The 19,069-nt window shown below is 62.4% G+C and carries 21 protein-coding genes; 11 read left to right on the top strand and 10 right to left on the bottom strand.

Translation table 11 applies throughout. The features are described from left to right. Positions 1-30: 30 nt before the first annotated feature. Together ilvC and MF606_RS13220 are read right to left on the bottom strand one after the other, a co-directional pair. Positions 31-1,050 carry a ketol-acid reductoisomerase gene (ilvC, locus tag MF606_RS13215; RefSeq protein WP_240229780.1) on the bottom strand — a complete coding sequence of 340 codons (1,020 nt, stop codon included), beginning with the start codon at positions 1,048-1,050 and terminating at the stop codon, positions 31-33. A gap of 24 nt (positions 1,051-1,074) precedes the next feature. Continuing rightward, complete coding sequence (locus MF606_RS13220) at positions 1,075-1,725, bottom strand: TetR/AcrR family transcriptional regulator (protein WP_240229782.1); 651 nt, start codon at positions 1,723-1,725, stop codon at positions 1,075-1,077. Positions 1,726-2,233: 508 nt separating this feature from the next. Between MF606_RS13220 and MF606_RS13225 the strand changes: the two genes are divergently transcribed. From MF606_RS13225 to MF606_RS13240, 4 genes are all read left to right on the top strand, one after another. Beyond that, positions 2,234-2,908 carry a response regulator transcription factor gene (locus tag MF606_RS13225; protein WP_240229784.1) on the top strand — a complete coding sequence of 225 codons (675 nt, stop codon included), beginning with the start codon at positions 2,234-2,236 and terminating at the stop codon, positions 2,906-2,908. Beyond that, positions 2,905-4,287, top strand: a complete 1,383-nt coding sequence (locus MF606_RS13230; RefSeq protein WP_240229785.1) for a sensor histidine kinase — start codon at positions 2,905-2,907, stop codon at positions 4,285-4,287. Before MF606_RS13225 ends, MF606_RS13230 begins: the two co-directional genes overlap by 4 nt. Before the next feature lie 103 nt (positions 4,288-4,390). Beyond that, positions 4,391-5,008, top strand: a complete 618-nt coding sequence (locus MF606_RS13235) for an outer membrane protein (protein WP_240229786.1) — start codon at positions 4,391-4,393, stop codon at positions 5,006-5,008. Positions 5,009-5,052: 44 nt separating this feature from the next. Continuing rightward, positions 5,053-5,463: a BA14K family protein gene (locus tag MF606_RS13240; protein ID WP_240229788.1), complete on the top strand. Its 411-nt coding sequence runs from the start codon at positions 5,053-5,055 to the stop codon at positions 5,461-5,463. Positions 5,464-5,540: 77 nt separating this feature from the next. Here the strand turns inward: MF606_RS13240 and MF606_RS13245 are convergent, their stop codons facing one another. Further along, complete coding sequence (locus MF606_RS13245) at positions 5,541-6,404, bottom strand: alpha/beta hydrolase family protein (RefSeq protein ID WP_240229790.1); 864 nt, start codon at positions 6,402-6,404, stop codon at positions 5,541-5,543. A gap of 190 nt (positions 6,405-6,594) precedes the next feature. Here MF606_RS13245 and MF606_RS13250 point away from each other — a divergent pair, with 190 nt between their 5' ends. The 4 genes from MF606_RS13250 to MF606_RS13265 all read left to right on the top strand — a co-directional run bounded on the left by MF606_RS13250 (position 6,595) and on the right by MF606_RS13265 (position 9,673). Next, the gene (locus tag MF606_RS13250) at positions 6,595-7,725 is read left to right on the top strand and encodes an NADH:flavin oxidoreductase/NADH oxidase (RefSeq protein WP_240229791.1); all 1,131 of its coding nucleotides are present in this window, start codon (positions 6,595-6,597) and stop codon (positions 7,723-7,725) included. 51 nt (positions 7,726-7,776) lie between these two features. Next, entirely contained in the window at positions 7,777-8,886 is a 1,110-nt protein-coding gene (locus tag MF606_RS13255) for a phosphatase PAP2 family protein (RefSeq protein ID WP_240229793.1), read from the top strand. 102 nt (positions 8,887-8,988) lie between these two features. Further along, the gene (locus tag MF606_RS13260; protein ID WP_240229794.1) at positions 8,989-9,417 is read left to right on the top strand and encodes a hypothetical protein; all 429 of its coding nucleotides are present in this window, start codon (positions 8,989-8,991) and stop codon (positions 9,415-9,417) included. A gap of 58 nt (positions 9,418-9,475) precedes the next feature. Then, positions 9,476-9,673, top strand: coding sequence for a hypothetical protein (locus tag MF606_RS13265; RefSeq protein WP_240229796.1), 198 nt, complete (start codon positions 9,476-9,478; stop codon positions 9,671-9,673). Positions 9,674-9,687: 14 nt separating this feature from the next. Here MF606_RS13265 and MF606_RS13270 read toward each other — a convergent pair whose 3' ends face one another. The 3 genes from MF606_RS13270 to MF606_RS13280 all read right to left on the bottom strand — a co-directional run bounded on the left by MF606_RS13270 (position 9,688) and on the right by MF606_RS13280 (position 13,611). Next, positions 9,688-10,917: an FAD-dependent oxidoreductase gene (locus tag MF606_RS13270; RefSeq protein WP_240229797.1), complete on the bottom strand. Its 1,230-nt coding sequence runs from the start codon at positions 10,915-10,917 to the stop codon at positions 9,688-9,690. Between the two features lie 2 nt (positions 10,918-10,919). After that, the gene (locus MF606_RS13275) at positions 10,920-12,848 is read right to left on the bottom strand and encodes a potassium transporter Kup (RefSeq protein WP_240229799.1); all 1,929 of its coding nucleotides are present in this window, start codon (positions 12,846-12,848) and stop codon (positions 10,920-10,922) included. A 157-nt stretch (positions 12,849-13,005) separates the two neighbouring features. After that, complete coding sequence (locus MF606_RS13280; RefSeq protein WP_240229801.1) at positions 13,006-13,611, bottom strand: NADPH-dependent FMN reductase; 606 nt, start codon at positions 13,609-13,611, stop codon at positions 13,006-13,008. Positions 13,612-13,936: 325 nt separating this feature from the next. Here MF606_RS13280 and MF606_RS13285 point away from each other — a divergent pair, with 325 nt between their 5' ends. Then, the gene (locus MF606_RS13285; protein WP_240229803.1) at positions 13,937-14,263 is read left to right on the top strand and encodes a hypothetical protein; all 327 of its coding nucleotides are present in this window, start codon (positions 13,937-13,939) and stop codon (positions 14,261-14,263) included. 37 nt (positions 14,264-14,300) lie between these two features. Here MF606_RS13285 and MF606_RS13290 read toward each other — a convergent pair whose 3' ends face one another. Further along, the gene (locus tag MF606_RS13290) at positions 14,301-15,503 is read right to left on the bottom strand and encodes a multidrug effflux MFS transporter (RefSeq protein WP_240229805.1); all 1,203 of its coding nucleotides are present in this window, start codon (positions 15,501-15,503) and stop codon (positions 14,301-14,303) included. Between the two features lie 247 nt (positions 15,504-15,750). On the opposite strand from MF606_RS13290, the gene MF606_RS13295 reads away from it, so the two are divergent. Next, complete coding sequence (locus MF606_RS13295; protein WP_240229806.1) at positions 15,751-16,344, top strand: TetR/AcrR family transcriptional regulator; 594 nt, start codon at positions 15,751-15,753, stop codon at positions 16,342-16,344. Here the strand turns inward: MF606_RS13295 and MF606_RS13300 are convergent. After that, on the bottom strand, positions 16,341-16,739 hold the full coding sequence (locus MF606_RS13300) for a hypothetical protein (RefSeq protein WP_240229808.1): 399 nt from the start codon (positions 16,737-16,739) through the stop codon (positions 16,341-16,343). The two genes, MF606_RS13295 and MF606_RS13300, sit on opposite strands and share 4 nt — an antisense overlap. A gap of 73 nt (positions 16,740-16,812) precedes the next feature. Here MF606_RS13300 and MF606_RS13305 point away from each other — a divergent pair, with 73 nt between their 5' ends. After that, positions 16,813-17,175: a MerR family transcriptional regulator gene (locus tag MF606_RS13305; protein WP_240229810.1), complete on the top strand. Its 363-nt coding sequence runs from the start codon at positions 16,813-16,815 to the stop codon at positions 17,173-17,175. On the opposite strand, the gene MF606_RS13310 is transcribed toward MF606_RS13305, so the two are convergent. Together MF606_RS13310 and MF606_RS13315 are read right to left on the bottom strand one after the other, a co-directional pair. Next, positions 17,172-17,915, bottom strand: a complete 744-nt coding sequence (locus MF606_RS13310; RefSeq protein ID WP_240229812.1) for a pyridoxine 5'-phosphate synthase — start codon at positions 17,913-17,915, stop codon at positions 17,172-17,174. The genes MF606_RS13305 and MF606_RS13310 overlap by 4 nt on opposite strands. 149 nt (positions 17,916-18,064) lie before the next feature. Next, positions 18,065-18,985, bottom strand: coding sequence for a hypothetical protein (locus MF606_RS13315; RefSeq protein WP_240229814.1), 921 nt, complete (start codon positions 18,983-18,985; stop codon positions 18,065-18,067). Positions 18,986-19,069: the final 84 nt, after the last annotated feature.

Consider the following 19,069-nt stretch of genomic DNA (forward strand, 5'->3'; position numbering starts at 1 on the left):
CGGGGTTTCCCCCGGCCGTTGCATGTCTGATTAGTTCTTGGCCTTGTCGACCAGCGCGCCGGCCTTGATCCACGGCATCATGTCGCGCAGCTTGCCGCCGACTTCTTCGATGGCATGTTCGTCGGCGAGGCGGCGGGTGGCCTTGAAGCGGGCGCCGCCCGACTTGATCTCCTGCATCCACTCGCTGGTGAACTTGCCCGACTGGATGTCATGCAACACGCGCTTCATCTCGGCCTTGGTTTCCGAGGTGATGATGCGCGGACCGGTGACGTATTCACCCCACTCGGCCGTGTTCGAGATCGAGTAGTTCATGTTGGCAATGCCGCCCTGGTAGATCAGGTCGACGATCAACTTCACTTCGTGCAGGCACTCGAAATAGGCCATTTCCGGAGCATAACCGGCTTCCACCAGTGTTTCGAAGCCAGCACGGATCAGCTCCACCAGGCCGCCGCACAGCACGGCCTGCTCGCCGAACAGGTCGGTTTCGCATTCTTCGCGGAAATTGGTTTCGATGACACCCGAACGGCCGCCACCAACGCCCGAGGCATAGGCCAGCGCGATGTCATGGGCATTGCCCGACGCGTCCTGATGCACGGCGATCAGGCACGGCACGCCGCCACCCTTCTGGTACTCGCCACGCACGGTGTGGCCCGGGCCCTTTGGCGCGATCATGATCACGTCGACGGTCGACTTGGGTTCGATCAGGTTGAAATGCACGTTGAGGCCGTGGGCGAAAGCCAGCGCGGCGCCGTCACGGATGTTCGGCTCGATATGCTGCTTGTAGATATCGGCCTGCAGCTCGTCCGGAGTCAGCATCATGATGACGTCAGCCCACTTGGACGCGTCAGCAACCGACATGACCTTGAGGCCTTCGCCCTCGGCCTTCTTGGCCGACGGGGAACCCGGACGCAGGGCGACGACAACATCTGTCACGCCGGAATCGCGCAGGTTCAGCACGTGGGCATGGCCCTGCGAACCGTAACCGACAATTGCGACTTTCCGCGACTTGATGATGTTGAGATCGGCATCCCGATCGTAATAAACGCGCATGGGTTTCTCCCTGAAAATGCTGTGTTAGGCGTTGTTGGCTTTCACCCCATAGAGGGCGAAGAACTGGTCGGTCGCGGCCTTGACGTCCGCTTCGATATTGTCAGTCACATTGGACTGGGTGAGCGCTTTGTCGCCGAGCAGCAGACGTATCTGCACGTCGCGAACGACGAGGCCGAAAAAGGTGCGATAGGCATCTTCGCTGGAGTCAAAGCGCAGCAGGCGCGCATCGCGCCCAGCTTCGAGGATGGGCTTGAGCCGGCGGCGAATGGCCAGCGGACCATTCTCGAGCACGATAATGCCCAGGCTATCCTTCTCCTGCGCAGCGTGGGTCACGGCAGTACGATTGAGCGTGATCGAAACTTCGCCGGTGATGACGGTCAGCAGATCGCGGGCGAACTGCTCGATGGAGAGGCGCAGCGCCTTGGCATTAAGGTGGGAGCGATCGACCACCGGCATGCGCACCTTGGCCGCCTGCCACTGCACAGTCGCGGTCAGCAGCCCATCGCGGTCGCCGAACCACTTGTAGAGCGTTTCCTTGGAGCACGACGCGCGGCGCGCCACAGCCGTCATGGTCAAGCCATCGCCATTTTCGACGAGCAGATCTAGCGCCGCCGTCAGCACAGCTTGCTGCCGGGGCGTGAACGTCTCTTCGTTGACCTTGATGGTCAGGGGCACGGCGTCGTCCTTTAAACACTGCTGACCAATACAGCCGATATCGCAGCCGTACCGTACGGTACGGTTCGATGCAAGTCCCTATTTTGCGAGAGCCTAGCTTAGGTCTTTGCCGGGCCTCACGGCAAGGTCCCGGGTTTGGAGCTCACTTATCGGTTCGAACGCCGAGGTAAGCCGCTCGACTAAGCGGGGCGTGACCAAGGCGGGAAGCGCGAAACGCCAGTTCCGGGCTCCGGCTCTTCAAAGCTTGGATCAAAGGTCGGCGCTGGTCCAGGCCAGCTTGGCATAGGTCAGCTCACGCGCCAAAGTCTGTCAATCCAGTGGTATTGACGGCAATGTCGCGTAGTCATGATACCGCAGCCGACCTTGTCATTCGACGGTCGGTCAAGCCATCGAAAAGGTGGAAGCAGCAGCTCCGCTGACCTAGATACCGCCCATGCGGGATGTCGTAATGCTCACGTAATCCTCGCGGCTTGCCATGACCGCCACCATTCACTACCGGAGCCGTAGCATGAGAGTGTTGCTGATCGAGGATGAGACGGAGCTGGCATCTGCCCTCAGGAGCTTGCTGCTCAAGCACGACATCATCATGGATCACGCACCCACCCTCGCTTACGCCGAGGAGGCCATCCGCAATGAAGTGCATGACGCCCTGATCGTGGACCGCCAACTGCCTGACGGCGACGGCATCACCATCATCGCCAATATGCGCAGCCGGCGCCAGCACGTGCCGGTTATCGTGGTCTCGGCCCGAGGCACCCTGGACGAGCGGATCGAGGGACTGGACTGCGGCGCCGATGACTATCTCGCCAAGCCGTTTTCTACGGACGAGCTATTGGCCCGCCTGCGCGCCGTGTTGCGCCGGCCGCTGGCGATGCAGACCGGCAGCATTCACGTGGGCGCGCTGACCTTCGAATCCGCTAATCGTAGCGCCCATGTGGATGGGCGACCATTGGAACTCGCCCGTCGCGAATTGCTGATCCTGGAATGCCTGACGCAGCGCGCCGGGCGAGCGGTCATGCGCTCGGCGCTGGAGGATGCCGTCTATACTTTTGACGACGAAATCCAGTCGAACTCGCTGGACGCCAACATATCCCGTCTGCGCAAGAAGCTGGCCGATGCTGGGGCGCTCGTCGACATACATGGCATCAGAGGCGTGGGCTATTTGCTGCGAGCCTCAGCATGAAGCGCCCGCGCTCGTCATCACTACGCTTCGGCCTCACCTGGCGGCTGATCGTCCTGCAAATCCTGTCGCTGACGTTGACGGCCACTGTGCTCTGCATCTTGCTGCTCCAGCTATCCATGGAAGGCCGAATGGTGGATTCCGGTGTAACCGAGATCATCGCCGGCGCGCTGGAGCGGCAGGCTGACGGCAGTCTCACGGTGGGCGAGAGCGAGTCACTCGACCGTTATCGCGCCGAGTCGCCAACGTTCTGGTTTGTTGCGGTCGATGAGGGCGAGCGAGTGTACATCGAAGGCGATGTTCCGGACGAATACCTGGCCCTGGCGCAGAACCTTGGAAACATCGATTTTGTCGACGTGCGCGGTGGCAATTTCGATGAGGACCTGTCGGCCGTCCTGCGGCCAGTGCAGAGCAAACTCGGCACAGTGCGGGTCATGGCGGGTGGCGGCGCCTATATCGGCGCGGTAATGGTGGGGCTATTGCTCGCCGGCCTGATGAGCGCCCCGCTGCTGCTCATTTTGGGCCTGGTAACGGCAGTAGCTATCCCGCTGGCTGTGCGCAGGGCCATGAGGGGACTCGAAAAGGCCGAGGCAGACGCACGGTCGATCAATTTCAGCAACCGCGGCACACAACTATCCTACGCGCGCGTCCCCAAGGAAGTTCATGGTCTGGTGACGGCGGTGAACCAGGCCCTGGTTCGACTGGACAACGGCTATAGCCTGCAGCAACGGTTTCTCGCCGATGCCGCGCACGAGCTCAAAACGCCTCTCGCCATCCTGCAGGCGCGCGTCGAAAACCTGTCCGGCGGCCCCGACCAGGCCCGCCTGCTCGGCGATATTGCCCGTCTGGTCGGACTGGCCGACCAGCTGCTCGACTTGCAGCGGCTCGCCCGTGACGACGTCAAACTACTGCCAGTGGACCTGGTGGCGACAGCCCGCCAGGTCGTTGCCGACATTGCCCCCCTCGCCATTGCCGGCGGCTATGACATTTCGCTCGAAGCGGCGCCAGAGCATGTTTGGGTCAAGGGCGACGCCGGCTCGCTGGAGCGGCTGCTGGTCAACTTGGTGCAGAACGCCATTACCCACGCGGGCAATGCGGGCGAAATCCAGGTCACAGTCGATGCGCGCGGCACGCTCGAAGTGCTGGATTCCGGGCCGGGCATCCCGGCCGAACATCGCGACAGGGTGTTTGAGCCCTTTTATCGCGTCCGGCCGCTCAGCCATGGATCGGGGCTTGGGCTCAATCTGGCGCGCAACATCGTGCACCGGCACGGTGGCGACATCCTGGTGTTCGACAGTCCCGCGGGCGGCGCTGGGTTTCGGATCCGCCTGCCGCTGGCTGCCCGTGAAACCACTGGCACCACGTCAGTAATGTTGGCGTAACTCCCGTCAGCAGAATGCCCCTCGGTATCGCTGGTTATTGTTCCGGCGGTTGTCACGAGTGGCGGCCAAGCATTTGGGCCTGCTGCCATATGGAGTTTATGGAATGACCCAAAAACGATCGTCGCACCTCGCGGCGTGGGCCGTGATTGCCACGGTGATTTCTGCCACTGGCGCAAATGCGCAGCAGTATGGCGGCTATCAGGCACCCTTCGACTGGACCGGCTTCTATGCCGGAATTTACGGCGGGCTGACGCCTTCCAAATTCCCTAACGTGTTCCAGGACAACTCGCTTCAAGGGGGTGTCGTCGCCGGCTACACCATGCAGCTTGGGCCGGCAGTCGTCGGCGGCGAAATCGAGGGCAGCTACCTCGGCGGCAGGACTTACGACACCGGCGGCGGCGGCACGCTGTCCCAGCATTGGGCCGCGACGGCCAAGCTGAAGGCCGGTGTGGCGCTCGATGCTACCCTGATCTACGGCACGGCCGGCTATGGCTTCGCCCGCCTCGACCCCAAGGGCAACGTCATTTCCGACCCGAAATGGCAGGGCGGCTGGGTCTTCGGTGGCGGCATCGAGCAAGGGCTGGGCAGCAACCTCTCCGCCAAGCTGGAATACACCCAGATGCGCATGGACGACGTGAGCACGACCGTGGCCGGTGGCGCGCGGTTTTCGAACGACCTCGTGAACCACTCGATCAAGGCCGGCATCAACCTGCGCTTCTAGGCCATTCGATCGCCGCCCCACAACTCCACTGAAGGAGAAACCCCATGACCAGGAAACCCCTGCTCGAGCTATGCATGGCTGCGTGTCTGGCCCTGACGGCAACCGCGCCCACCTTTGCCTTTGACGAAGATCGGTTCGACGTGGCCCAGGCCAGCGATCAACGTTGGCATCAGCCCTGCGAAACCATCCGTGACAGGCGGGAACGGGCGCGCTGCTTCAACGGCGCACGCCCCAATGAGGACGCTGACTGGGGGACGGCAATCGGGGTAGGGATCATCGGACTCACGCTGGGCGCCATCATCGCCGGCGCGGCAAGTTCGGCCGAAAACGACAGGCCCCGCCCCATGACGGACTACGAGCGCTGGTTGGCCTACTGCGCCGGCAAGTATCGGAGCTTCGATCCGGCAAGCGGCACTTTTCTGAGCCATGACGGGCGTCGCTATCGCTGCCAATAGACGCGGGTAACAGGTTCTGCATCCCCGCCTCGGCCGCATCTCGCGCCCGCCTGTCGATAGACCCCGCGTGACGATCGTCACGCGGGTTTTGCTTGACCGCCCAGATGCTCTGCAAAGAACGCCAGCATCGCCGCCCGCATGCGTGGCGTTTCGCTATGGCCGATGCCCGGTTCGCTGACGAGAACCAGCCGATCGGGCGCACCGGCATAGGCCGGCTCCAATTCTGCCCATGCACGGGCCACCGCCGCGCGCGGGGTCAATTTGTCGGCCTCGCCGATGCAAACCAGTTGCGGCCGCGGCGCCACCAGCGCTGCAATTGTGCCGCCATCGGCCTCGTTGAGCAGGCCCGGCACGGTCAGGTAGATGCCGTGTCCGTCGTGGGCGCCCAATTCGATCATGGTGCGAAAATCGGCGAAGCAGCAGAGGTGCGCGACGGCCGCTATACGCTCGTCCATCGCAGCCAACCAATAGCTGAGGGTACATCCCATCGAGATGCCGAAGGCACCAATGCGCGACGCATCGACGTCTGGCCGCCCGGTCAGATAGGTCAGCGCCGCCGCATGGTCCGACAGCATCTGTCCAAACAGCGATTTGCCATGCCAAAGCAGAGCCTTGGCAGCAGAACCTTCGCTGACGCTGGACCGTTCGCCGAATACCGGCATATCAATGCAGAGTGTGACATAGCCGTGCCGAGCGAAAACCGGCCCCAGCGGATCGACCAGATACTCCCGTCCCACCAGCAGTTCGTTGGCCCCGATGTCATAGCGCCCACCATGCGAGTGGCCATAAAGGATGGCTGGAAGTGGACCTGGCGGACCCGATGGCCTCGTAAGAATACCGCGAACCTCGATCTCGCCGAGCCGCAGGCGCAAATGCTCGATGACATAGTCTCGGGCGACTTCTTCCCAGCTTGATATCAAGGCGATCGGCGGCTCCGACAAGCCTATGATTTCGCGGAGTCTGGAAGGGGAAACAGGCATGTTTGGGGTACCAATTGCAACGCTGGTCAACCAGAGGAAGTCATCACACTTCATGCGCTGGGCGCAACAGAGTGTCTTTCCATCGGCACTTGCCGATAAATGCCGTGGTGTGCATCTTTGCCCCTGCACCGATGCCAACCCAGAGTTTGCCATGTCCGCACTTTTTTCCACCGCGCAGTTGCGCGGCCTCACCCTGCGCAACCGCGCTGTTGTTGCGCCCATGTGCCAATACTCGGCCGAGGACGGCTTCGCCAATGACTGGCACCTGGTGCATCTCGGGCGGTTCGCCATGGGCGGCTTCGGCCTCATCATAGTTGAGGCCACGGGCGTTACCGCCGAGGGGCGCATTTCCTATCGCGATATGGGCCTGTGGAAGGACGAGCAGATTGCGCCGCTGGCACGCATCGTCGATTTCCTGCACAGCCAGGGCGCTGCTGCCGGCATCCAGCTGGCCCATGCCGGCCGCAAGGCGTCGACGCCAATCCCGTGGCGTGGCGGCTTCACTGAGACCGAGGCAGAAAAGCGCGCGCTCGGCTTCGCGAGCTGGACCCCGGTAGCGCCGACGGCCGAGATCCACGCCGAGAACAGGAATTTCACGCCGCCCCACGCCCTCGATCTGGCGGGCATCCGCAACATCGTCGATAGCTTCGTCGCCGCCGCCCGACGTGCCGAACAGGCGGGGTTCGACACGGTCGAGATCCACGCGGCTCACGGCTATCTGCTCAACCAGTTCCTCTCCCCTCTCGCCAACAAGCGCACGGATGAGTATGGCGGCAGCCGTGAAAACCGCATGCGACTGGTGCTGAAAGTAACTGAAGCCGTGCGCGCGGTATGGCCCTCTGACAAGCCCTTGCTGGCCCGTCTGTCGGTCAGCGACAATCGTCCGGACGGCTGCCAGGTGGAGGACAGCGTTGTGCTCGCGCGCGAACTCAAGGCGCGAGGCGTCGACGCCATCGACTGCTCAAGCGGCGGCTTCGACGGTGGCAGCATCGCGCCAGTCGCCGCTTATCAGGTGCCGTTCGCTCACGCCGTCCGCGAAGGCGCCGACATCCCGACCATAGCGGTGGGCCTATTGGGCGATGTGGCCGGGGCCGAAGCCATCGTCGCCGCTGGCCAGGCCGATTTCGTCGCCCTCGCCCGCGGCGCGCTTGACGATCCAAACTGGGCGGTTCACGCCCGCCACGGACTGGGTGCCACCGACTACGATCTTTGGCCCGAACAAGCCCAACGCGTCCGCGAACGCGACCGCGCTCTGGGCCTCAGATCGTTCCAGCCGACCTAACCAGTTCTTAAGCGAGATTTGTTACGCATCGATCCATCAGGAGTGCACCCGATGGATCGTATTCGCCCGCTTGCTGCCCGCTACTTGGAGGCACTTTGGATTGAGCTGCGCAGTGACGCAGCGATTTACGCCGTGGCAGCGATCTATATCGTCATTGGTTACGTGTTCATGGCCGGCAAGGGGTACCTCGCCTTCGGCATGCTCAATGTTTATTATGGCGCTTGGAGCATGCACTTTGGTGTGCTGGGGCCTGTTTTCGTCACCATTATCGGGCTGCTGCACATTGTCATCCGGCTCGACGCGCGCCGCCGCCTGGCCTATCGCGCCATGTTCGCGCCCCGGCGCGTTGCTCGCTTTGTGGCCGGCACCATCCTACTGCTGACGGCGGTTCTGCTGTTCACCACGATGTTTTCAGCGATCAAGACCAGCTTCCCAATTGATCACGGTTTCCGGTTCGACGTAGCACAAGCCGACATTGACAAAGCAATCCACTTCGGTGTCGATCCCTGGCGCTTGCTCTATGCGGTCGCTGAGCACCCGCTGGTGCTCCGCATCGTCGAGATGAACTACAATGTCATCTGGTTCATCATTTGCTACTTCACGCTCTATTGGGTCTGCACCTCGCCACGCACCAATGGCATGCGCGTCCGCTACGTGTTGACCTGGCTGCTAAGCTGGGCCCTCATCGGCACGGTCATGGCGGGCACCTGGCTGTCAGCCGGCCCAGCCTATTACGGCCTTGTCACTGGCGACACAGCCCGTTTCGCCGACCAACTTGCCTTCCTGTCAACCACTGCGGGCGAACGCAACTCCGCTCAGGCGTTCCAGTCCTATCTGTGGTACCTGTACTCCAGTGGCAATGTAGGCATAGGCTCGGGCATTTCGGCCTTTCCCTCGGTTCACGTTGCCGTCACCACTATCAACGCGCTCTTCATCGGCGAAATCTCGCGCCGCTTTTCAGTGCTTATGTGGGCCTATGTCGTCTTCATCATCATGAGCTCGGTCTATCTCGGCTGGCACTACGCGATCGATGGCTATGTCTCAGTCGTGACTGTGACAGCCATCTATTGGGCCCTGCGCAAGCTGATACCCACGTTGGCCCGGTTGCGCTGGAAGGCGCGCGCTGAAAGACCCACCGAGGTCTTTGCTCGGAATTCCTGAAAAGCGCCAAGGCGGCAACGCAATGTTGCCGTTTTGCCCGACCACTCTTGTCATGCGTCGGAGCCGTCACCAGATCAGCGGCGAGACCAGGGAGAACGCTCGATGGATACCAAGGCCGCAGTCATAGCCCTCTTGAGCGTTTGGGGTGTCGGCACCTGCGCCGTCATCCCCGCCATGGCCCAGGAAACCGAGGACGCCACCGATGACGATGGCGATCGCAGCAATCCGTTGCTCAACAAGGTCTGGGTGCGCGCCGACACCGACGAATCCCTGCCCGGCCCCATGCAGATCTTTCTCGCGGATGGCACGCTGGTGACAGATAGCTGCTGGGAAACCTATCGCCTCAGCAAATGGCAGCAGGTCTCCGACAGCGCTATCAGCTGGGATGAGGACGGCATGACCATCGATGCCGACATCGCCAGCGTCAGCGACACCGAACTTGTGCTGAACCTCAAGCTCGGCAGTGAAGTCCAGGAACAACGCTTCGTCACGGCCACTGTCCCCTATGTCTGCCCGGACATGCCGCGCTGACCTTGCGTACCGAGAAACCGAGCGACCTGCCCGAGCCATTCCCGCCCGAAAGCTGCCCATGACCCAGGACACCTACACCTTGATCGGCCTGGGTCTCGCCGGGCTGCTGGCCGTGTGGCTGGTATTCTCGCTGGTCAAGAAAATGCTCGGCATCGTCTTGCTGATCGCCCTCGCGGCAGGCGCCTACGTGCTGTGGACCAATCCCGACCTGCAGCAGCAGGTGATCGCAGGCGTCTCCCGCCTCTGGTCGCGATAGATCGCGGCGGCGCGCTAGACGCTCGGCGGCCGCTTCAGCTCCAGCGTCTTGAGCGGTGCCAGCAGCGATCCCGAAACTATCGCCGCCAGGAATTGCGGCGCGGGTGGAATGCGAGCAATGAACGACACGAAGACATCGCGGATCAGCGGCAGCACCCGACTGTCGGACTGGTAGAACGGCGTGAACATGGCGCTGAGGACCTGGTAGAGCCGCACATGCCAGCGTCGCAGGGCGGCATAGCGCGCCAGCGCCTTCCCCATGTCTTCCGGATGATCGCGCAGTCCGAGATAAAGCGCCCGGGCATCGAGCAAAGCCATGTTCGCCCCCTGCCCCAATTGCGGACTGGCCGAATGCGCACTGTCGCCCACGAAGGCCAGCGCATCGCCGGTGGGGTTCGGCATCGTATGGTGCGCATAGCGCGCCAGGGTCATATCGGGAAAATCAGCGATGGCGTCGAGGTGAGGCGCAACCTCGGGCCAGTGCGCCAGCACGGTCTGCTTCCAGGCATCGAGACCCGCCTGCTTGAGGGCCTCGTATTCGGCGGGCTTGAGGCTCCAGAAGAACGCAGCGCGCGCGGCGCTATCGGGCGAAGAGCGGCCCACCGGCAAGACGCCGATCATCACGCCGGCCCGGCGATAGCGCTGGGTCAGCGCCGTATCCTCGAAGCCCTCGGCACGCCAGGGCAGCGTCGTCCAGATAGCGCCGAACGACAGGGCCCGCGACGTTCCCGGCTTGGCCGAATAGGTCTTTAGCGGCGAGTTCGCCCCGAGGCAATCAACCACGAGATCGAATGCCTCCGACAGGCGATCGCCCGCAAAGATAAGGGCCCGCTTGCCATTGGCCGCGTCACGCAGGCCACGCACCTCTTGCTCGGTGACAACGCGAATGCCGGCGGCCAGCACGGCATTATGCAGCACACCGAACAAGGCTGCGCGGTGAATGCCCAGACCGCGCCCAGCACGCGGCAAGCTATCGTAACGCACGTCGAGCACAACCCTGCCGGTCCGCGCATCCGCACCATGCAAGCGGTCGAGCGGCGCGCCCAGTTCCCGGATCGCATCAAGCAGGCCAAGGTCGTGCAGCACGGCCTGCCCCGTCGGTTGCAGCACCAGGCCCGAACCGATGGGCCGCGCCGCGTCAAAGCGCTCGAAAATGGTCGGCCGATGGCCAAGCCGCAGCATATAGAGCGCGGTCGCCAGCCCAGCCGGCCCGGCACCGCAAATGGCAACATCGAGAACTGCCAAGGCTACAGCACGACCTGCGTACCGATCTCCACCACACGGCCGGTGGGAATATGGAAATACTCCGTCGCGTCGCTGGCATTCTTCGCCAACCGGGTGAACAACCGATCTTGCCAGTAGCGCAGCGGGCCGCCCGACTTCGGACCCGGCTTCAGCGAGCGGCGGGACAGGAAGAATGAGGTCGACATGATATCGAACTTCCAACCCAGCTTGCGACCGAGCGCCAGCGCCTTGGGAATATTGGGGGTTTCCATGTAGCCAAAGGTCACCACCACGCGGCTGAACAGCTCGTTATAGGCATCGATGGTCACCTTCTCGTCGTCTGGCACGCGTGGCGAAGCCGAGGTGCGCACGGTGAGAATGACATTCTGCTCATGCAGCACCTTGTAGTGCTTCAGGCTGTGCAGAAGCGCCGTGGGCGCGCCTTCGATATCGCTGGTCAGGAACACGGCCGTTCCCGGGACCAGGGTCGGCTTCTTCTTGGAGAGGTTGTCGACCAGGAACTGCAACGGCACCTCATCGCGGCGCGTCTTTTCAGACAGCCGGCGACGGCCACCGATCCAGCTCGCCATCAGCGATGCGACCACAAGTGCCACGACGGCCGGAACCCAACCACCTTGGAACAGCTTGGACGCGTTGGCGGCAAAGAACCCACCGTCGATAATGGCGAACACAATGCCGAACGCGATGACCGCGGCCGGATGCCACTTCCAATTTCGCCACATCACCACAAGCAGCAGCGTCAATGTCACCACCATCACGCCGGACACCGCGATACCATAGGCATGCGACAGCGCCGCCGAGCTGCGGAAACTGACGACCAGCAGCAGCACGCCGATCATCAGCATGCTGTTGATCTGGGGCATGTAAACCTGCCCGCTCTGTGTCTCGGACGTATGCTGCACGACCATGCGCGGAAGCATGTTGAGCGCGATGGCCTGCTGCGCCAGGCTGAACATGCCGGAAATGACCGCTTGGCTGGCAATGATGGTCGCCGCCGTAGCCAGTACGACGAACGGCACCAGCGCCCATTCCGGCTGCATTTCGAAGAAAGGACTTTCGACGTTCTCAACACCGACGCTGAGCACGAAGGCGCCCTGCCCGAAATAGTTCAGCAGCAGACAGGGGAAGACCATGCCGAACCAGGCGAGCACGATCGGCCTGCGGCCGAAATGGCCAAGATCGACGTAAAGCGCCTCGGCGCCGGTGACCGCCAGGAAGATGGCGCCGATGACCACGAAAGCGATGCTGACGTGGGTAGCGACGAACTCCGCGCCCAATAGCGGATTGAGGGCCCACAGCACTTCCGGATAATTGAAAATATGGGCCAGCCCGGAAATGCCGAGCGTCAGGAACCAAATCCCGGTGATCGGCCCGAACACCGTTGATACCCTGGCCGTACCGAACCGCTGCACCATGAACAGACCGATAATGAGCACGCAGGTGATCGGCACGACATATTGCGTCAGGTCGGGAGCGACGACCTTGAGGCCCTCGACGGCCGAAAGCACCGAAACGGCCGGCGTAATGATCGCGTCGCCGAAGAACAGCGCCGCGCCAACCACGCCAAGGCCGGTGATCCAGGCCGGGGGCTTAGTAAAGGTCTTGCGCGCCAAGGCAATCAGCGACAGCGTACCGCCTTCGCCATTGTTGTCGGCACGGGTGACGAAGAAGACATACTTGAGCGAGACGGTGAGCGTCAGCGCCCAGACGATGAGCGATAGCAGTCCCAGGATTTCCGTGTCGCTGGACGTCGCGCCCGGCCGGATATGCATGGCCTCGCGGAAGGCATAGATCGGGCTGGTGCCGATATCACCATACACGACGCCAAGCGCCCCCAGGATCAGGAGCGGGAGATCTTTGCGCGAATGGGATTGGCTGAGGTCGCCCGCATCGCCGACGGCATGGGTGCCGGCCGAGTTCGTCTGCGTCATGAACCTTGTGCTCTCTTCGGTCGAAGGCGGGCGCCGCTATACACCCCCCCACAGTCACACACAACACCTTGCCGCCACAATGGTCCAAACCAACAGGGGCCGTCCCTCACGGAACGACCCCTGCCGGTAAACGAAGATTGGAGGTCTTCGTAAGCGCTTATTCGGCTGCCTGAGCGACCTCGGCATCCTCTTCGCGGGCCGCCTTGGTGGCCTTGGTCCACCAGGTCAGCTGGTCGAGCAGGTCCTTGGCGCTCTGCGCGATGTTGGCTTCGATATCGGCCAGCGTCTGCTTGCCCATATAGATGCCGAAGAAGTCGCTGCCACCGATATGGACGGCCGAACGGGTGTTCGCCATCTGCAATTCGACAGCGATCGTACGAGCGTGCTCGATGGCGCGCGCGCCACCCACCGAACCATAACCGACGAAGCCGATCGCCTTCTGATTCCATTCCTTATAGGCTTGGTCGAAGGCATTCTTGAGGGAACCGGTGATCGAGCGGTTGTACTCGGCCGTCACTACGATATAGCCGTCGAATTCGGCGATCTTCTTCTGCCAGGCGATGGCCTGGGGGTTCTGCGAGGGGACCCAGGCGTTCGAGGCGGCTTCGTTGAACAGCGGTAGCTCGAAAGCTTTGAGATCGACGATCTCGACGTCGAGTTCGGGACGCTGGGCGGCCAGGTCGGCGATCCACTTTGCCGGCTTGTCGCCGTAGCGAGCGTCGCGGGTGCTGCCGATGATAACTGCAATCTTGAGTTTGGACATTTGAGCCTCCTTGGTAACAAATCGTAACTGAGGCGATATAAGTGACCAAAGAAGTACGTTGCAAGGAGGCACCTTGTTGTGGTGCGGAGACAATGCCATGCCTAGGGCACAGTCATGTAAGCGTAAGCAAAATCTGCGTTTTTCGCCCCCGTATGCGGATTAAGGCAGCAGGGATGAGCGTTGACGTCTGCGCGCCAACGGACTGTTCACCGTTTAGCGCATAATCGCGCGATGATGCACCAGTACCCATGAATCCGGGTTGCGAGGCCCCTGCGGGCGCGCTTAATAGCGCCACGGGGCAAAGCTTCAAACTATGAGGGTCATGATGAAGAAAATCTCGGCCGCGTTCGCGCTGGCTATACTAGCGTTCGGCGTGGTCCAGGCTTCGGCCCTGGATCGTCGCGTGCGCATCAACAATGAATCGTCTTACGACATTGTCGAGTTCTACGCGTCCAATACGGGTAGCCGCTCTTGGGAAGAAGATATCCTGGGCCGCAACATCTTGCCGGCTGGCCATAGCGTGGTCATCAATATCGATGACGGTAGCGGTTATTGCAAATACGACTTCCTGGCCGTGTTCGAAGACGGTGACGAAGTCGTCTCGGCCGATAACAATGTTTGTGAACTCAGCCAGTTCAGCTTCACCGACTAATACAATAAAGGCGCCGGTCATCCCGGCGCCTTCTTGTTTACTCCGCCGCCGCGGGCGCCAGAACCGTTGGCTTGATTGTCAGCCGCGTCAGCGCGAAGGCAATCACCGCACAGGCCGCGATACCGATGACCATCGGCTTTGCCGTGCCATCGAAGAAGCTGCCCACCACACCCATCACCACTGCCGCCGTCACCAGTTGCAGCGTGCCCATCAGGGCCGAGGCCGTTCCGGCAATCTGGCCGTGCTCTTCGAGCGCCAGTACCGCCGTGGTCGGGATCACGAGGCCCAGGAAGCCGTAGCCGATGAACAGCAGCACGGCGAGCACTTCGAGCCGGTCGACGCCCAGCATCCAAACCGCCAGCAACGCCAGCATGGTGACGATGAAGCCGTTGACGGCGGTCCGCACCACCACATTGAGCCCGAAGCGGCGGGTCAGCACGCCGGTCAGTTGCGAAACGCCGATGAACGACACCGCATTGATCGAGAACATGACGCTGTAAAGCGTGGGATTGAGCCCGTAATGGTCGATCAGGATGAACGATGAATTGGCAAGATAGGCCATGAAGCTCGACATGCCGAAAGCACCGATCATGCTGAGGCCAAGGAAGTTGCGATCGCGCAGCAGCACGCCGTAACCCCGCAGAGCCGAACCGACACTGCTCTCAAGCCGGGCTTCGGCCGGGCGGGTCTCCTTGAGGAAGAACAGCACGAGCAGAGCGCCGAGCACGCCGACCCCGGCGATCACCCAGAAGATTTCGCGCCAGCTACCGAACTGCACGATCAGGCTGCCACCCAGCGGAGCCAGAATCGGCGAGACCGAGAACACCAGCATCAGCAGGCTCTGCAACTGGGCGGCATCAGCGCCCGTATAGCCGTCGCGCACGATAGCGCGGGGCAGCGCCATGGCGGCGCAGGCGCCAACGCCCTGCACGAATCGCGCGGCGACCAGCCATTCGATCGATGGGGCCATGGCCGAGCCGATCGCGCCCAGCGTGAACAGGGCCATGCCGAAATAGAGCGGCGGCTTGCGGCCGACCATATCGCTGATCGGACCGTAGAAGAGCTGGCAGACTGCAATGGCCGCCATGAAGGCCATCAGGCTGGCTTGCACACCCGCCGTATCGGCTCCCAGGTCGAGGCCGATGGCCGGCAGCGCCGGCAGATACATATCGATGGCGAACGGACCGATGGCCGACAGCAAGCCGAGCACCAGCGCTGCGCGCAGGATGGGAGAGTTCATTTGGCAATACCTCTTCGACCCGCGTAGAGGCGGCGAGTCGCTATGTCCAGAATTCAGGTCGGCGCGGGATGGAGGATCAGGCAGCCGACGACCCCATATTGGACAGCACTGTAAAATCAGTCAAGTGTGATCGTCCAGAAAAATGGACAGTATTGTAAAATACGTCAAAGCGTGTATCCTTATGCCGATGAGTGACATTGATCTTGCACCAACGCGATCCGGGTCCGCCAAGGCGCCATCCAAGCGCATGGCCATTCTTGATGCGGCCAAGCGAGCCTTCGTTCGTGACGGGGTCGGCACCGTCAGCATCGACGCCATTGCCATGGAAGCCGGCGTGTCCCGGCAGACGGTCTACAACCAGCTTGGCGACAAGGACCAATTGTTCCGGGCCGTTATCGAAGACGTCACAACCCGCTCCAGCGCCTCACTGATGGCAGTGCTCGTCAGCTTCCCGAGCAAGCCCGACGATATCCAGACCGCCCTCACCGACTTCGCTGTCGGCCTGCTATCGCGCTGCCTCTGCGACATCGACGGGCGCACGCTCATCATGCTGCTCGAAAAGGAAGCCTATCGCTATCCCGAGCTTTTCCTGGCATGGAAGGAATATGGGCCGGGCAAGGATTGGCCGCTGATCGCAGGGCATTTCGCGCGGCTCGCACACGAAGGCTACCTGGACATCGACGATGCCAGCCTCGCCGCCCGGCAGTTCATGGCGCTCATCCGCGCTGACCTGCCGAACGACCAGGGCCCATGCGTCCGACCCTCGGAGGAAGCTCTCCACAGGGCCGCCAGCATGGGCGTCTCGACCTTCCTCCGCGCCTTTGGGGCCCGGCAGCACTAGGCTCGGCGCACCGGCAGGAACTGCGCAATGCCGAAACCGATCTCGACGACCAGCAGGGGCAGTATCGCCCAACTCATGCCATTCAGCAGCGCATTGATCTGCCAGGTGGCGAACAACAGGCGCGCCACGCCGTCGTAACGGCCAAGCACCGCCAGCCCAAGATGCAGGCGGGCCACCGACCACACCACCACGACCGCTCCCATGAGATTGGCGAACAGCACCGTCGTCATCTCGGGATCGAGGGCATCGCCCGGCAAATTGAGGCCGGAATCCACCCCGGCGATGAGAGCGACGACGAGACCGAAGCTCCAGGGCGTGAGGAATGGCAGGGTAACGACGAGGTCGTAGAGTGCACTGGCCCTGACGATATCGAGATAGCGTTTTGCATCCAGCATGATCGAACTCCTTTGCTGATGGATGCACCTGCGCTAAACGCTGGAGCGTACTCTAGGGTCAAGAGGAAATCGTATGCAGATCGGTGAACTGGCGGAACGCTCGGGCATAAGCCGCGACGCCCTGCGCTTTTACGAGAAGCGCGGCCTGATCCGCGCACATCGCCGGCCCAACGGCTATCGCCACTATCCGGATGGCACCCTGTTCGTGCTGGACTATGTGCGCACCGCCCAGAAGCTGGGATTCAGCCTGGCCGAAATCGAGACCGAATTGCCGAGCCTGGCCGATCAAGGCGTCACTGCTGAAAGAGTTGCGACTATTCTGCGAGGCAAGATCGCGGCGATCGATGCGCGCATTGCCGACCTCGCGGCACTCCGCGAAGACCTGGCTGGACGGCTCGAAGCGGCGTGTCCGTTGTTGCCGCCGTCGCGACGCTAGCTGCCCAACGCGGCCCGGTAACGGCGCACGGCCTCAGGGAAACCCATAAGCAGCGCGTCTGCCGTGATGGCATGGCCGATCGACGCCTCGGCGACGTCAGGCACCGCGGCCTGAAATGCCGGCAGGTTGGCCAGCGTCAGGTCGTGCCCCGCGTTGACGCCAAGTCCGACTGCATGCGCCGCGCGCGCCGTCTCCGCCAGCGCCGCCAGCTCGTACTCAGCCCGATCCGGATCATTGTGGCAGCTGCCATATGGCCCGGTATAAAGCTCGATGCGATCGGCACCGCTGGCCCTGGCCACGGTCACGCCATCAACACCCGCATCAGGATCGCAGAACAGCGAAATCCGCCGCCCCTCACCCTTCAACATCTGCACAACCGAGGTCAGCAGCGGCCCCTTGCTGTGGAAATCCCAGCCGTGGTCAGAGGTGGCCTGCCCCGGCTCATCCGGCACTAGGGTGACCTGTTGCGGATTGACCTCCTCGATCAGCGCGAAGAACTCCGGGCTGGGATAGCCCTCGATGTTGAACTCGGCGGCGGGATAGTCCTCGCGCAGCAGCTTTGCCAGATCGAGGACATCGGTCCGCCTTATGTGGCGCTCGTCAGGACGGGGATGCACGGTGATCCCACTGGCCCCGGCATCGAGGACCACCCGAGCCAGACCAGTGACGCTCGGCCAGGGAAGGTCGCGGCGATTGCGCAACTGAGCGACGGCGTTGAGGTTGACGGAGAGAAGGGTCATGGGACTGAATCAGGTTCCGTGGCAGGCGTCGACAATATGCCATCCTGTAACGGCGTTACACCCGGGTAGGCTCGCGCCACAAGCTGATAATGGCCAAAGCGCCGCGCTTCGCGTCAGATTGGCGTTGTCAGGGGCGATCGGAACAAAGCCTACCTTCCTCGCGGATCACCCAGCGCCGGCAGCGCAAAACGGCCGACTTCTACATCGCTGCCCTGGGCCCGCAGCAGGCTGATATGCCGTTCATCGGAGTGCCAGGTAGCTGAGCCGGCTGCGACGTACCCCGGATCAGTCGCAATCCTGTGCAAAAGCGCTCCACTGGTTGTGTCGAATATCCAGACCACGGCCCCTGCCCGTTCGCTCGGCAGCGGCCGTAAATCAAGCGCCACGACATAGCGCCCGCTGGGCGACACCGAAAATACACCACGCCCGAGCGAGCGACCGCTGTCGCCCTCGATCAAGACGGCGATCAAAGATTGGTCGGGGGCTCGCAACTCGATCGGCGCCGACGGCTCATAGGTCACGACATTGGACCCAGCCTGAAACGCGAAGAACCCAAACCCCTCCGGCGCCTTCGGCTCACCCGGAAAGCCATCGAGCCCGCGGCCGTCGCTATCCACCAACTCAAGCACCGCCGCCGTCTCCAGCGCGACGATGACGCCGTCCCTGTCCTGATCGAGGGCGCAATAAGCGCCGGCATCACACACCAGCATCGCGCGCTGACCATCGCGGGCCAGGATCACGGCTTCGAAACTATCGCGAACCGATAGCGCAATGCGACCAAGCTCCTCGCCACTCTCAATATCGAGCTGGATCATCGCCGGACGCCGGCTGCCATCGCGCAGATCGAAACCGAACATTCGACCTGCATTTCCGCCTGACGCCTGCGTCGGCGTTGCCATGAAACCATTGCCGCGCAGCGGTTCGAAGTCAGCAATCGTCGCCGTCGACACGCATGAGGTCGCGCCAAGCAGGCGATCGAGGAACCGGCAAGTGCCTAGCGACCACCAGACGCCCGCCGCCAGCACGGGGATCACCAGGGCCGTAACGACCGCAAGGACAATTCTGCTCATTCGCCGCCCCTCGACTCCAGTCTCCATAAGACGCCGCCGGCGCGAAGAACCTTGGGTCCGATGTCGACATTTGAGGCAACGAAA

The organism is Devosia lacusdianchii (genome assembly GCF_022429625.1).
Classification (GTDB): domain Bacteria; phylum Pseudomonadota; class Alphaproteobacteria; order Rhizobiales; family Devosiaceae; genus Devosia; species Devosia lacusdianchii.